The sequence below is a fragment of the Curtobacterium guangdongense genome, from assembly GCF_049341845.1.
GTDB classification, from domain to species: Bacteria; Actinomycetota; Actinomycetes; order Actinomycetales; family Microbacteriaceae; genus Curtobacterium; species Curtobacterium guangdongense.
Window position 1 is genome coordinate 41328 of the sequence record NZ_JBMPIT010000014.1, and the last position, 14472, is coordinate 55799.

Here is a 14472-nt window from a genome sequence, read left to right on the forward strand (position 1 = left end):
CGGTCTGGAGGCCCGGCCACAGCCCGACGGGACGGCGCGCCGTGAACCTGTGGGGACGATCAACGCATGGTGCGGGGCGGACGTTCGTCCAGCCTCCGGGGTGGCTACGCGGCTACGCCCGCTTGCGGAGTTTGCGACGCTCGCGCTCGGAGAGGCCGCCCCAGATGCCGAAGCGTTCGTCGTTCTCGAGGGCGTACTCGAGGCACTGCGCCCGGACCTCGCACGAGGTGCAGATCTTCTTCGCCTCCCGCGTCGAGCCGCCCTTCTCGGGGAAGAACGCCTCGGGGTCGGTCTGCGCGCAGAGGGAGTCGACCTGCCAGGCGAGCGGGTTCTCCTCGTCGTCGCCAGTGGCTCGGCGGACACCCGGGACGCCGAGCGCCACGGGGTCGACGTGCCAGTCTTCCGGAACTCCGGCGTGGAAGTCGGAACCGCTCACCCTGATCACCCCTTGGTTCGTCTCGCTGTCGCCGCCTGCCGCAGCGTGTCGTTGCCTGTAATTACAGCGGTGTGATTCGCAGGAGTCAAGTCGCGGATCATAGAAGGCACTGACCGTTCCGGCGTGTCATGTCCCCCATTCGGGCGTGTCGCGCCGGTTCTGTCGGCCTCTCGGGGGACAGCGGCGGGCCCGACGCGCCGGCACGGCGCACAACCGAAAGCAGCTTCCGCCATGCGAGGACGCGGCGTGAGTTGCTTTCGGTTGTGCGGACTGCGTCGAGGCGGCCAAGCGCGGCCGGGGCCCTACGCCACGCGGCGGCGGGCCTCCCAGGCGCTCGTGACCATCTCGTCGAGGGTGTGGCGCATCGCCCACTCGAGGTCGCGGGATGCCGCCTCGCCGGTCGCGACGATGCGTGCCGGGTCGCCGGGCCGGCGCGGGGCGACCTCCGGCTCGAAGGCGATGCCGGTGCCCCTGGCCATGGCGTCCATGATCTGCCGGACGCTGACGCCGTCGCCGCTGCCGAGGTTGTACGCCCGCTCGAGCGGCTCCCCGGCCTCGAGCTTCCGTGCCGCGACGGCGTGCGAGTGTGCCAGGTCGGCGACGTGCACGTAGTCCCGGACGCAGGTGCCGTCCGGCGTGGCGTAGTCGTCGCCGTTGATGCGAGGGGTCCGGCCGGCGAGCAGTGCGTCGAACACCAGCGGGAAGAGGTTGTGGGGGCTCGCGTCGTAGAGGTCCGGCTCCCCCGACCCGACGACGTTGAAGTAGCGGAGCGACGTGGTGGTGAACCCGCGGGCGACCTCCATGTCCCGGAGCAGCCACTCGCCGATGAGCTTCGACTCGCCGTAGGGCGACTCCGGGTTCTTCGCGGTGGACTCGACGACCGTCTCGACGTCCGGCGTGCCGTACACCGCGGCGCTCGACGAGAACACGACCTTGTCGACGTCCGCGTCGGCCATCGCCCGCAGGAGCGTCGCCATGCCGGTGACGTTCTGCTCGTAGGTGTGCAGCGGACGCTCGACCGAGACGCCCGCGTACTTGAAGCCGGCGACGTGCACGACGCCCGTGACGTCGTGCTCCCGGATCGTCCGCGCGAGCAGGTCGGCGTCGAGGATCGTGCCCTCGACGAAGGGCACGTCCGACGGGACGAACGCGCGGAAGCCGCTCGAGAGGTCGTCCAACGCGACGGTGTCGATGCCGTCAGCACGCAACGCGCGGACGACGTGGGATCCGATGTACCCGGCGCCGCCGGTGACCAGCCAACTCATGCCCGCCACGCTAGCGGACCGCGCGACGCGGACTCCCGCGCACCCGGTGCGCGAACCCGCTCGTCGCTCCCCGCTAGTCGCTGGTTCCCGTCGCGATGAAGACGGTCGACGTGAGCCCGCTGGTCGAGTCGGCCTCGACGGTCACGTCGCCCTCGTCCGGCGTGATGAAGCAGGACTCCCCCTGCCGCAGGAGCGTCGCGGACTGCGCGCCCACGAGCGTCACGACGCCCTCCGTGCAGATCGCGATCGACGGGCCGGACAGCGGCGCGACCCCGCCGGTGCCGAGCCCGACGGGCCTGCCGTCGCCGGTCACCCGGACGAGCGCGTAGCCGACGCCGTCCGGCGCGAACCGGTCGACGCCCGGGGCCAGCGACTCCGGCACGAGGACCGGCGCCGGGTAGGCGGTGAAGTCGAGCACGTGCAGGAGCTCCTGCACGTCGACGTGCTTCGGCGTGAGTCCCCCGCGCAGGACGTTGTCGGACGGTGCCATGAGCTCGATGCCGAGGCCGTCGAGGTACGCGTGGATGTTGCCGGCCGGCAGGTACATCGCCTCGCCGTGGGCGAGCGTCACGCGGTGCATGAGCAGCGACACCACCACACCGGGGTCGCCCGGGTAGCGCTCGGCGAGCGACGCGGCGGTGGCCAGGTTCGGGCTGACGTCCCCCGCTGCGACCGCGTCGGTGGCGAGGTGGCTCACGGCGTCGACGATCGCCCGGGCGGACGGGTCGGCGGTCTCGAGCCAGCGGACGGTGTCCTCGAGCCCCTGCTGCAGGTGTGCGACGAGCGGGCCGAGGCGCCCGCTGCCCGCGTCGAGCACCTCGACGTCGGCGAGCGTCGACTCGATCGGGCGGAAGCCGCTCAGGGCCTCGAACCGCTCGCTCAGCGCGACCACGAGCTCGGGCTTCGGGAACGGGTCCTTGTAGTTCCTGGCGGGGTCGTCGAGCGGGACGCCGGCCGCGTTCTCGCGCTCGTACCCCGCTCGTGCCTGCTCCGGTGTGGGGTGCGCCTGCAGGGACAGCGGTGCGGCGGCGGCGAGGAGCTTCAGCAGGAACGGCAGCCCGGTGCGCCCGGCGCCGAGCGCGCTCTCCGGTTCCGCGGCGATCCAGTCGAGGACGGTGTCCGCGCCACCGACCATCGCCGGGTTCACGACGACGCTCGGGCTGCCGGGGTGCGCGCCGAGCCAGAGTTCGGCCTGCGGGGCGCCGGTGACGGTGCGGCCGAGGAGTTCTGGGATCGCGGTGACCGATCCCCACGCGTAGTCGCGCGCCGTGTTGGTGATGCCGAGGAACATGCCCCGAAGCGTATCGGGCACGACCGTCAGGCCGCCTCCTGCGCGCTGGCACGATCCGCGATACATAGACTTTCCGCGATGTCCGATCAGCCCGCCGCCACTCGCCGCCGTCCCGACACCACACGGCCCGACACCAGACGGCCTGACACCACACGGTGGGACATCCAGGGGCTCCGCGCCTTCGCCGTGCTCGCCGTGGTGCTCTACCACCTCTGGCCGAACCGGCTCCCCGGCGGGTTCGTCGGCGTCGACGTGTTCTTCGTCATCTCCGGCTTCCTCATCACCGGACACCTGCTGCGCGAGCAGACCGCGACCGGGCGGATCGCGCTCGGCCGGTTCTGGTCGCGGCGGGCGAAGCGTCTGCTCCCCGGGGCGTTCCTGACCCTGCTCGCGACGGGCGCTGCCGTCCTCGCGCTGGTCCCGAGCACCCTCTGGGGGCAGTACGGTCGCGAGCTCATCGCGTCGACGATCTACGTGCAGAACTGGCAGCTCGCGTCCGACTCGGTGAACTACCTGGCGTCGGACAACCAGCCGTCGCCGTTCCAGCACTTCTGGTCGCTGTCGGTCGAGGAGCAGTTCTACATCGCGCTGCCGATCCTGCTCGTCCTGCTCGCGCTGGTGCTGCGCCGGACGAAGGGCCACTCCCCCGTGCGAACCGCCCGGGTGCTGCTCGGCGTGGTCGTCGTGGGCTCGCTCGTGTGGTGCGTCGTGGAGACCCGCACGGCCCCCGGCATCGCGTACTTCTCCACGGCGACGCGGGCATGGGAGTTCGCGCTCGGCGGGCTCGCGTCCACCGTCACGCTCGCGGCTCCCCGGACGCAGGTGGCCAGGGCGGTCCGGACGGGAGGCTCGTGGCTGGGTGTCGCACTCCTGCTCGCGTCGCTCGTCGTGATCACCCCGGCGACCGCGTTCCCCGGCATCGCGGCGCTGCTGCCCGTCGCGGGCGCGACGCTGGTCGTCCTGCTCGGCGCCCGGTCCGGGTTGCAGGTGATCGGTCGCTTCGCGCCCGTCGCGTTCGTCGGCCGGATCTCCTACGCCGTGTACCTCTGGCACTGGCCGGCCGTCGTCCTGCTGCCGATCGCGACCGGCCACCCGCTCGGCACCCGCGACAAGGTCGCGATCCTCGTCGCCACGCTCGTGGTGGCGTCCGTGACGACGCTCCTCGTCGAGGAGCCGCTGCGGTTCTCGTCGTGGGTCAGGGCCCTCCGCCCGCGTCGGGTCGCCCTCTACGGCGCACTCAGCACGGTGCTCGTCGTGGCACTGGGCGCGTCGACGCTCGGCGCCCTCCAGGTCCAGCAGAGTCAGGCGGCGGCGTTCCAGAAGTCGCTCGAGACCGGGGACGTCGCGTGCTTCGGCGCGGCGTCGGAGATCGGCTCCGCCCATCCGTGCGTGAACCCGAAGCTCGCCGACGTCCGCGTGCCCACGCCCGCCGCGGCCGGGAAGGACGACGTGAACAGCGGGGCGTGCTGGTCGAACGTGACGGCGGACTTCAACGTGTGCACCCTCGGTCCGAAGACCGGGTACACGAAGCACATCGCGGCCCTCGGCGACTCGCACAACAACGCCCTGCTGAGTGCGTACGCCGCGATCGCGAAGCAGCGGAACTGGCGGATCGACGTCGCCGGGCACATCGGCTGCTACCTGACGACCGCTGTGCAGGACGCCCCGTCGCAGGCGTACACCGACTCGTGCAACGGCTGGAAGCAGGCGGCGCTGGCCTGGATCCGCGACCACCGAGACCTCGACGCGCTCGTGGTGACGCATGCCACCACGAAGTCGACCGTGCTCGCACCAGCAGGGACGTCGACCGAGCAGGCGACGGTCGACGGCATGGTCGGCGCGTGGCGGACCGCGACCGACGAGGGCGTCCCGGTGATCGCGATCCGCGACAATCCGGTCGCCCGGCTCGACGTGATGACGTGCATGGGTCAGATGAGCGGGCCGACGACCACGGCGTGCGACGTCCCGCGCGCGGAGGCGCTTGCGTCCTTCGACGGCTCGGAACAGGCGGTCGCGGCGATCGGCGACCGGGCACGGTTCGTCGACCTGACGGACCTCTACTGCACCGCGACGTCGTGCCCGGCGGTGATCGGCGGCGTGCTGGTCCACCGCGACCCGACGCACCTGACGGCCACGTTCGCGACGACGCTCGCGCCCTACCTCGGTGCGGACATCGCGAAGGCGCTCCGCTCCCTCGACCGGTGAGCGGCGCTACCCTGTCCGAGTGACGAACACCTGGCCCCTGGCGCGCGGCACCGTTCCCGAGCGCGAGGCCTTCGCCTTCGCCACCGCCGTCCTGTTCACGATGTTCGCCGGCGACGCCGTGCCGAACATGCTGACCTGGTACGGCGCTGCCGTCGTGTGGGCCCTCGAGGCCGCATGGGGCGTGACGATCGTGGTCAGGGCGAAGCCCCCGCTGGCACGGACCCCTGCGCCGCTGTGGCTGTTCCTCGGCTGGTGCCTGGTGTCGGTGGTCTGGTCGCACTGGCGTGCTGCGACCCTGGCGAGCATGGCCGCACAGCTGCTCTGCGCGCTGGTCGCCTTCGCGATCGCCTCCACCCTGACGTGGCGACGCATCCTCGACGCCGTCAGCGCGGCGCTCCGCTGGGTCCTCGGCCTGTCCCTGGTCTTCGAGGCCGTGGTCGCCGTGGTCGTCAGGCACCCCATCGCGCCGATCTGGACGCACTACGGCGACCGGAAGATCCCGGACGCCTTCTACTTCTCCCGCGCGGAGCTCTTCACGGGCGGGCGCATCCAGGGCTTCCCCGGCAACGCCAACCTGCTCGCGATGGTGGCGCTCCTCGCCGCCGTCGCCGTCGCCGTGCAGTTCGCCGAGGGGCGGATGGGCCGGAACCGTGCGATCGGCTGGCTCGTGGTCGCCGCCGCGGTGTTCGTCCTGACGCGCTCGTCGACCGTGATCGTCGCCTCGGCGGTGGTTGCGGTCGCGTTCGCGCTCGCCGTGCTCGTCCGCCGGGTCCCCACCGAGCGCCGCACACCGCGGTACCTGCTGATCGCCGCCGTCACCGTGGTCGTCGTCGTGGTCGGTGTGCTGGCGCGGGGCACGATCGCGGGGTTCCTCGGCAAGAGCTCCGACTTCACCGGTCGGAGCGACATCTGGTCGGCCGTGCTCGGCATGATCGACCAGCACCCCGTCGTCGGCTGGGGCTGGATCGGGTACTGGTGGCCGAGCATCCACCAGCTCGCCGACCTGGCACCGCGGAAGGGCGTGACCTACCTGCAGGCGCACGACGCGTTCCTCGACGTCTGGATGCAGACCGGGCTGATCGGGCTGCTCCTCTTCGCGCTCTACGTCCTCACGACGCTCAGCCGGTCGTGGTCCTGCGCCACGCGGATCGGGTACGGCGCCGACCAGCTGCCCCGTCCCTTCGACCCGGTGTCGCTCTTCCCGCTGCTCGTCGTCGTCGCGCTGCTGGTGCAGTCCTTCGCCGAGTCGCGCCTGCTCTACCAGGGCAACTGGGTCCTCTTCGCCCTCATCGCGATCAAGTCGAGGATCGTCCTGGTGGGGGAAGAGCCCGTCTCCGTCGGCGACGGCCCGCGCACGCCGCCGGCGAGGCGCGAGTTCCGCTGGGCCGCCACGCGCTGAACCGCCCGGTGCCCGGACGACGCCGGGTGCTCAGCGGTCGAGCAGCACCAGCGTGCACGGCACCTGCGCGCCCCACGGGGCCGTCTTGACCGACACGGACGCGTCCGGGTCGGCCCGGCACCCCGCGACCGACGACGCGACCTGCGGTGCCCACAGCGGGCCGTCCGCACGCTGCGACGGACCGGGGGCCAAGTTCGCGACGGCTGCCGCGACGACCACGGCGACCACGCACCAGCCGACGATCGCCCCGGTGACGCGCACCGCGCCTCCCGTCCGGCCGGCGAGCGCGTCCACCGGCCGCGACCACGACCGTCGATCAGCCAGCACGGCCGCGGCGAGCACCACGGCGGACAGCAGCAGCATGCCGGAGGCTGCGGCGTACCGGGTGGGCACCAGCGCACCGAGCCCGGCCGCGTCGAGCGTCCCCCAGCCGGCGTTCGCCGAGGCGTTGGCGACGAGGGCAGCGGTCCACACGACCGCCGACCCACCGGCGAGCGCGACGATGAGCACGCGGGCCCGCCATGCGGCGACCACGAGTGCGACGACGAGCAGGACCGCGACGGCGGCGGCCGGCACGAGCAGCACCCACCAGCCGTTCGCGGCCACGAGGCGGCCGACGGCAGCGATGTCCCGGTCGGCCATCGCGGCGACCGGCTGCAGCAGGTAGCCGTGGGTGACGTCGGCGAGCGTCGGGTCCCCGGGACGTGACGCCCGCGGGGTCGTCAGCGACACGGTGACCTGCGCGGCCCCCGCTGCGAGCGCCACCACCGTGACGGGGAGCGCGCGGAGCCCCTGGAGCCGCGCATCCCCGGAGCGGAACGGCAGCCAGGCGAGCAGCAGCAGGGGCACGAAGACGACCGTCTGCAGCTCGGTGAGCACCGCGAGCAGTGCGAGCACCGCCACGACGGCGGACCCGGCCCAGGTCCGGGCACGGTACGCGAACAGCCAGGGGACGAGGACGAGCATGTACCAGTGCAGGTTCGCCGCCGTCCCGCTGATCTCGAACGGTGCGAGCGGGAACACGACGGGGACCGCGGCGAGCACGAGCCGGAGGGGCCAGGCCGGCACGAGGTCCCTGGCGAGCAGGAAGACCGCGCCCGCGACCACACCGACGATCGCGCACGAGGACGCGGACACCGTGAGCGCATACTGCTCGATCGGCCGGTGCACGGCGAGGTCGACGACGAGGCGCGGGAGGAGGTGCAGGTACCCGGCGTACGGTCGCAGCAGCGTGCCGTCGACGCCGTACTGCAGTCGCTCGCGGAGGAAGAGCCCACCGTCCTCGGCCCACGCGGTCCCACGGGCGATCGGTCCGAGCCGGTACCACGCGAGCGCGGCGGCGCCGAGCCCGACGAGCACCGCGCCGAGCAGCAGCGCGGCCGCACGTCCGATGGTGCGCTGCCTGGGGTCGGGTCTCATCGACCAGCAAACCTACCGGCAGTATCGCGTGGCGCGATATCGACGCACCGCGATGAGGACGGCGCCGCACCCCGCCGGGTGCGAGAGGATGGGGACGTGACGGACGGCAGGGTGACCAGGCGAGCGCTCGCGCGTCGGTACCTCTCCGCCTGGATCGGGTTCTCCGCCGGCGGTCGATTCAGCCAGGCGCTCGCGACCGTCGTCCTGCTCTTCGCCTTCGGGCAGTCGGCCGTGTCCGCGCTCGTGGGCACCGCCGGCACGTGGGCGGTCCTCGTGACGCTCGTGGTCCTCGCCGGGTTGAGTCTCCTCGGACAGCGCTACCGGATCGAGTGGCACGGCGTGCTCCCCCTGTCGCTCCTGGCGTTCGTCGGGTACTGCGCGCTCAGCGTGCTGTGGAGCGAGTACTCGTGGGTCGCCCTCCGTGGCTTCGTCGCGACGGTCTGCTTCGTCGGACTCGGGCTCTACCTGGCCCTCGGCCGCGACCTCGTGCAGGTCATCCGTGCGGCCGGCGACGCCTTCCGCATCCTGCTCGTCGTCGCACTCGGGCTCGAGGTCCTCTCCGGACTGGTGCTCGACGTGCCCTTCCCCGCCTTCGGCATCCACGGCGACATCGCGTACGGCGGTCCGATCCAGGGCATCGGCGGCACCCGCAACTTCATGGGGTTCGTCGCCGCGACCGCGCTCGTCACCTTCGTGGTGGAGTTCCTCACCCGTTCCGTGACCAGGTGGCGGGCCATCGGGTCCGTCGCCATGGCGGTGATCGCGCTCATGCTCGTCCAGTCGCCGATCACCGGGCTCGCGATGATCGCCCTCTCGGTGACCGCACTCGCGCTCTGGTCCCTCCGACACGCACGGCCCACCACCCGGCCGATCGTCAACACCGTCCTCGGGGTCTTCGTCCTCGTCGTGGCGGTCCTCGCGTTCCTCGTCCGCGGCAGGCTGCTCGCCGAGATCGGTGCAGCAGGGGGCAGCGCCACCCGTCTGGCGCTCTGGTCGCAGATCCGTCAGCTGATCGCGCAGTACCCGATCCAGGGCTGGGGCTGGGTCGGGACCTGGCCGCGGGAGGAGGTCGTCCCGTTCGCCGTCCTGGTCGACCCGGCAGGGGTCCGGTACACCTCGGGGCTCAACGCATTCGTCGACGCCTGGCTGCAGATCGGCCTCGCCGGGATGCTCATCCTCCTCGTGGCCGCGGGCCTCGCGTTCGCACGCGCCTGGGTGACGGCGACGACGTTCCCCGGTGTCGCCTACGTCTGGCCGGCGGCGATCCTCGTGCTCCTCGCGGTCACGAGCACGGCCGAGAGCTACCTGCTGCACGGCGCGGGGCTGATGGTGTTCACGACGGTGCTCGTCGTCGCGGCGCGGCGCCGGTCGTGGCGACGGTTGCTGCCGCGCGTGGAGCACCATGGCTGACGACACCGTTCGGTAGGTTTGGCGGGTGCACCCCCGTCTCCCCGAACGCATCGCGATGTGCGTCGTCGCAGCGCTGTTCTGCGTCCTGAACCTCGGCCAGAAGCTCCTCTGCACCGTCCCGCGCCCGGCCGACGTTTCGCGGAGCGCGTACGTCAACCAGTACGGGTGCTGGTCCGACGTCGTGTCGCTCTGGAACCAGCGGGAGCTCGGCGCACACGTCTTCCCGTACGTGTTCGGGACGTGGCGCGGCGATCCGCCCCGGCTCGGGGGCGGCACCGTCGAGTACCCGACGCTCACCGGGATCTGGGTGTGGATCACCGCGCTGCCCGCGGACTCGGCGAAGCAGTTCCTCGTCGTGACGGCCGCCGTCGCCGTGGTGATCGCGGTGCTCGTGACGCTGATGCTCGCGCGGATCGCCGGTCGTCGCGCGTGGGTGTTCGCCGCGACACCCCCGCTCGCGCTGTACTCCGCCTACAATTGGGACCTGCTGCCGGTGCTGTGCACGGTCGCGGGGCTCCTCGTCGCGACCTCGGCACCACGGACGTGGCCGCCGCTGCTCCGCTGGGCACTCGCCGGGGCCGCCTTCGGGGTCGGCGGCGCGTTCAAGCTCTACCCGCTGATGTTCCTCGCGGCGCTGGTGCTCGCCGCGCTGCTCGACCGGGACCTCGACCTGTCCGGGCGGTTCCGGCGGGCCCTCACCGCACTGGGCTCCGGCGTCGGGGTGGTCCTCGCCGCGAACGTGCCGTTCATGGTCGTCAACTTCGAGGGCTGGTTCTCGGTGTTCCAGTTCCAGGCCCAGCGACCCATCGGGGCGTCGACCCTCTCGGTCTGGTACTACGGGCTGCTCCCCCGGTCAGCCGACCTGTCGTCGCCGATCCAGGACACGATGTCGATGCTCGCGACCGTGTCCACCGCGCTCGGCATCCTCGCGGTGCTCGTGGTCACCGTCGTCGTGGGCGCGCGGACCGGTCGGACGCCGTGGATCCAGGCGTCCGCCGCGATGCTCTGCGTCTACATGGTCTGCAACAAGGTCGACTCGCCGCAGTACGTGCTCTGGCTGCTGCCGTTCTTCGTCGTGCTGCGGCTCGGCGGGTGGTGGATCGCGGCCTACCTCGTCACCGATGTCTGCCTGACCGTTGGCTTCTTCCGGAGCGGGTACTACCAGGCCCTCGGGGTGACCGGCGACACGTGGGCGTCGCAGATGATGACGGCAGCGATGTGGATGCGCGCCGCGTTGCTCGTCGTCCTGGTGGTCGTGTTCCTCAGGACCCCGGCGGTGCGCCGCACCGCGGAGACCGTCATCGACACCACGACCGGCACCACGACCGAGCCCGGGGCCGAGTCCGGGGCAACGGGCCCGGCCGAGGTCAGCGTCGAGTCGCCGGCGCCCGCCCGAACCGTCGCTGCAGACCCCACTGCGTGACCCGCAGCATCGCCTCGACGACGATCGCCTGGCTCATCTTGGAGACCCCGAGGAGTCGGTCCCGGAACTGGATGGGCACCTCGACGATCCGGCCGCCGAGGTCGTTCACCCGCAGCGTCATGTCGACCTGGAAGCAGTAGCCCTTCGAGTCGATCGAATCGAGGTCCATCGCCGCGATCGTCTCGGCGCGGTAGACCCGGAAGCCGGCCGTGATGTCCTGCACGTCGATGCCCAGCATGATGCGCGCGTAGGCGTTCCCGCCGCGGCTGAGGGCCTGCCGGTGCCACGGCCAGTCCACGACGGACCCGCCGGGCGTCCAGCGCGAGCCGATCGACAGCATCACGTCGTCGGTGCTCGTGACGGCGTCGATGAGCGCCGGCAGCCGGTCGGCGGGGTGCGAGCCGTCCGCGTCCATCTCGACGAGCAGGCCGTACCCGCGCTCGAGCCCCCAGCGGAAACCGGCGACGTAGGCGCTGCCGAGCCCGAGCTTGCCGGTGCGCCGCACGAGGTGCACCCGGTCGTCGGTCTCGGCGATCGACGCCACGATGTCACCGGTGCCGTCGGGGCTGCCGTCGTCGACGACGAGCACGTGGGCACTCGGGACGGCGCTCAGCACGACGTCGACGATCGCGCGGACGTTCTCGGCCTCGTCGTACGTCGGGATGACGACGAGCGCGGTCGGTTCCGTCATCGGGCGGCGCTGTCCCCGCGGTCCGACGAGCCGGGCATCGCCTTGCGGGCGATCTCCGACGGCGTCTGCTGTTCCGGGGCGGAGTGGCTGATCGGCAGTCGGCGTTCGGACGTCCCCGGCGCGGAGTACGTCAGGTAGTTCAGCCGGCTGGTCTCGCGGCGCAGCCGGGTCACGCCTTCGAGGATGAACCCGAGGATCCACGTCAGGAACGCGATGACCATCAGGGAGGCCGCGAGGAACGCCGTCGGGAACCGCGGCACCAGCCCGGTCCGACCGAACTCGATGAAGAGCGGGATCGCGAGGACGAGCGCGATGATCGCGAACACCGCACCGATCAGGCCGTGGAAGAGCACCGGACGCTCGAACCGGACCAGGTGCGCGATGAGCGAGAGGATCTTGAACCCGTCGCTGTAGGTGTTGAGCTTGGACTCGGTGCCCTCGGCGCGGTCCTTGAACGCGATCGGGACCTCGGCGTGCGGCACCCGGAGGTTCATCACGTGCACCGTGAGCTCGGTCTCGGTCTCGAACTCCCGTGACAGCGCCGGGAACGACTTCACGAACCGGCGCGACATCACGCGGTACCCGCTCAGCATGTCGGACACCGGAGTGCCGAACATCCGACCGACGACCCGGTTGAACATCCGGTTGCCGGCTTCGTGTCCCGGTCGGTACGCCGTCGACGTCGGGTCGTCCTGCCGGACGCCGAGGATGTGGTCGTACGGGCCCTCGAGCAGGGTCCGGATCATCTCGGGTGCAGCGGCCGCGTCGTACGTGTCGTCGCCGTCGATCATCAGGTAGACGTCGGCGTCGATGTCCCCGAAGGCACGGCGGATCACGTTGCCCTTGCCCTTGGTGTGCTCGTACCGCACCTCGGCACCTGCGCGACGCGCGACCTCGTCCGTGCCGTCGGTGCTGTTGTTGTCGTACACGTACACGTGGATGCCCGGCACCGCGGCCTTGAGGTCGGTGACGACCTTGTGGATGGCCGGTGCCTCGTTGTGGCAGGGCACGATGGCTGCGATGACGAGGTCGTCGGGTGTCACGGGATAGGGTCCTTCAGTGGTCACGGATCATGTCGAGCGGCGGGATCGTGATCACGAAACCCCTGCGAGAGGCTAACAGTTCCCCGGAGATTCGGCTGGCGCCGCACCCCGGGGCGGGAAAGGACAACGTGGCGAACGCATCGGAGTGGTTCCTCGGGCACCTGCGGCGAGGAGGCTCGTTCCTCGTCGTCGGCGGGATCGGCTTCGTCGTCGACGCAGTCGTCTACAATGCCCTGGTGTTCTGGGGCGGTCACGGGCCGCTGTTCGCGCTCCCCCTGGTCGGGAAGATCATCGCGATCGCCGTCGCCAGTGTCGTCACCTACTTCGGCAGCCGGCTGTGGACCTACCGCGACCGTGCGAACGCGCAGACGTTCAAGAGCTTCATGGTGTTCGCGCTCCTCAACGTCATCGCGATCCTGCTGCAGCTCGGGTGCCTCGGCTTCTCACGGTACGTGCTGCACCTCGACTCGCCGCTGGCCGACAACGTCTCCGGCACGCTCATCGGCCAGGGCGTCGCGACCGTGTTCCGCTACTTCGCCTACGGCAAGTGGGTCTTCACCGACAAGCGCGAGGGCGCGGAGGAAGCGGTCGCCGAGATCGTCTGACCGGTCGGTGCGCTCCGCACCGACCGACGGACGCACCCACGGACGGACGGGAGGCTCGTGGCGACGCCGCCACGAGCCTCCCGTCCGTCCGGTGCGGACGACGCGCGGTCAGCGCACCACCCGGTAGATGTGCATGTCGAGCGCGCCCTGGTCGTAGTCGCCGGTCTGCGCGAGGCAGGACGAGTCGATGGGCGAGTCCGACAGGACGTAGTCGACGTTCCGCTGCGCGAAGCGACTGCACGCGTCGAACGTGATGAGCACCTGGTCGCGGACCGGGTTCGTCACCTTCGGCTCGCCCGTCCCGACCGTCCAGTTCACGTTGCCGAGACGGTTCGCCTGGTTCCGGTACTTGCCGGACGGGTCGATCTCGTCCCACATCTCCTTCGGCGGGTACGTCTGCATGCCGTTGAACGCGTGCACGCCCGACTCGACGAGCATGGACGTCTGCATGGTCGTCCCGACGCCGACCCACTTCGCGTCGGGGTGCTTCGCCTCGATGGCCTCGATCGCGCGTCCGGCCTTCGTGTCCTCCGGCAGCTCGAACACGCCGCGGTAGAGCGGGTTGATGCCGAGGCCGACCAACAGCGTGCCGACCAGCAACAGGGTGACGCCCGGGAGCACCAGGCGGAACGCGATGAGCACGACCGCGACCACGACGAGCACCGACACGACCTTCCAGTGCGCGGCGGAGGCGAGGACCGGAGCCTGCGCGTGCCGGAGCGCGTACCAGGTGCACACGATCGACGCGGCGGCGACGGCCCCGCCGGACAGGGCGACCCACCACTTGGCGCGGATCCGGTCGCGGTCCATCCGCGAGACCGCGACGCCGATCCCGATGACGGCGAGCAGGTCGAAGGCCAGCCGGAGCCGCCCGTCGGTCGATCGGGTCAGCCCGAGCAGGTTCGCGATCGGGGTCCACCCGGGGATGAGCAGGAAGAACCAGAGCACCGTCAGGACCACGAGCACGGAGAGGACGGTCCAGTCGAGGCGACGGAGCGACCCGGCGGCACGGGCTGCCGTGACCGAGCGGACGAGGAGCCAGACGAGCAGCGGGACGAGGAACACGATCGTCATGAACGGCGCGGCCGCCTCGGACTGGTTCGGTCCGAGACCATCGGCGACGCCGTTCTGCAGCGCACCGGCGAAGGGTGCGCCGAACACCGAGACGATGCCCTTGTAGTCGAGCGCGCCGGCGAACTCGATGCGTCGTCCGGGGTAGACGGTGCCGAGGACGGCCTCGATCGTGCCCAACCGCGTCGCGATCCACACCCCGAGCACCACCACC

General features: G+C 71.3%; 12 protein-coding genes. 5 read left to right on the top strand and 7 right to left on the bottom strand.

Going from position 1 to position 14472, the window contains the following annotated elements:
• Window positions 1–112: 112 nt before the first annotated feature.
• The 3 genes from ACO0E1_RS17530 to manA form a co-directional block, all read right to left on the bottom strand.
• Window positions 113–445 carry a WhiB family transcriptional regulator gene (locus ACO0E1_RS17530; RefSeq protein WP_413601606.1) on the bottom strand — a complete coding sequence of 111 codons (333 nt, stop codon included), beginning with the start codon at window positions 443–445 and terminating at the stop codon, window positions 113–115.
• 293 nt (window positions 446–738) lie between these two features.
• Window positions 739–1701, bottom strand: coding sequence for a UDP-glucose 4-epimerase GalE (gene galE / locus ACO0E1_RS17535; protein ID WP_422875334.1), 963 nt, complete (start codon window positions 1699–1701; stop codon window positions 739–741).
• Between the two features lie 73 nt (window positions 1702–1774).
• Window positions 1775–2992: a mannose-6-phosphate isomerase, class I gene (gene manA / locus ACO0E1_RS17540; RefSeq protein WP_422875335.1), complete on the bottom strand. Its 1218-nt coding sequence runs from the start codon at window positions 2990–2992 to the stop codon at window positions 1775–1777.
• A 78-nt stretch (window positions 2993–3070) separates the two neighbouring features.
• On the opposite strand from manA, the gene ACO0E1_RS17545 reads away from it, so the two are divergent.
• Together ACO0E1_RS17545 and ACO0E1_RS17550 are read left to right on the top strand one after the other, a co-directional pair.
• Window positions 3071–5197, top strand: a complete 2127-nt coding sequence (locus tag ACO0E1_RS17545) for an acyltransferase family protein (RefSeq protein ID WP_422875336.1) — start codon at window positions 3071–3073, stop codon at window positions 5195–5197.
• A 19-nt stretch (window positions 5198–5216) separates the two neighbouring features.
• Entirely contained in the window at window positions 5217–6596 is a 1380-nt protein-coding gene (locus ACO0E1_RS17550; protein ID WP_422875337.1) for an O-antigen ligase family protein, read from the top strand.
• A gap of 30 nt (window positions 6597–6626) precedes the next feature.
• Here the strand turns inward: ACO0E1_RS17550 and ACO0E1_RS17555 are convergent, their stop codons facing one another.
• Window positions 6627–8015: a hypothetical protein gene (locus ACO0E1_RS17555; protein WP_422875338.1), complete on the bottom strand. Its 1389-nt coding sequence runs from the start codon at window positions 8013–8015 to the stop codon at window positions 6627–6629.
• A gap of 96 nt (window positions 8016–8111) precedes the next feature.
• On the opposite strand from ACO0E1_RS17555, the gene ACO0E1_RS17560 reads away from it, so the two are divergent.
• Window positions 8112–9425, top strand: a complete 1314-nt coding sequence (locus ACO0E1_RS17560) for an O-antigen ligase family protein (RefSeq protein WP_422875339.1) — start codon at window positions 8112–8114, stop codon at window positions 9423–9425.
• Window positions 9426–9450: 25 nt separating this feature from the next.
• Window positions 9451–10848: a hypothetical protein gene (locus ACO0E1_RS17565; protein ID WP_422875340.1), complete on the top strand. Its 1398-nt coding sequence runs from the start codon at window positions 9451–9453 to the stop codon at window positions 10846–10848.
• Here ACO0E1_RS17565 and ACO0E1_RS17570 read toward each other — a convergent pair.
• Both ACO0E1_RS17570 and ACO0E1_RS17575 read right to left on the bottom strand, forming a co-directional pair.
• Window positions 10793–11539 (bottom strand): polyprenol monophosphomannose synthase, encoded by a 747-nt coding sequence (locus ACO0E1_RS17570; protein ID WP_422875341.1) that lies wholly within the window; start codon window positions 11537–11539, stop codon window positions 10793–10795. The genes ACO0E1_RS17565 and ACO0E1_RS17570 overlap by 56 nt on opposite strands.
• Entirely contained in the window at window positions 11536–12582 is a 1047-nt protein-coding gene (locus ACO0E1_RS17575) for a glycosyltransferase family 2 protein (RefSeq protein ID WP_422875342.1), read from the bottom strand. Before ACO0E1_RS17575 ends, ACO0E1_RS17570 begins: the two co-directional genes overlap by 4 nt.
• 128 nt (window positions 12583–12710) lie before the next feature.
• Here ACO0E1_RS17575 and ACO0E1_RS17580 point away from each other — a divergent pair, with 128 nt between their 5' ends.
• The gene (locus ACO0E1_RS17580) at window positions 12711–13187 is read left to right on the top strand and encodes a GtrA family protein (protein ID WP_422875343.1); all 477 of its coding nucleotides are present in this window, start codon (window positions 12711–12713) and stop codon (window positions 13185–13187) included.
• A 108-nt stretch (window positions 13188–13295) separates the two neighbouring features.
• On the opposite strand, the gene ACO0E1_RS17585 is transcribed toward ACO0E1_RS17580, so the two are convergent.
• The coding region (locus ACO0E1_RS17585; protein ID WP_422875344.1) for a DUF7654 domain-containing protein at window positions 13296–14472 on the bottom strand (1177 nt) is incomplete at its 5' end.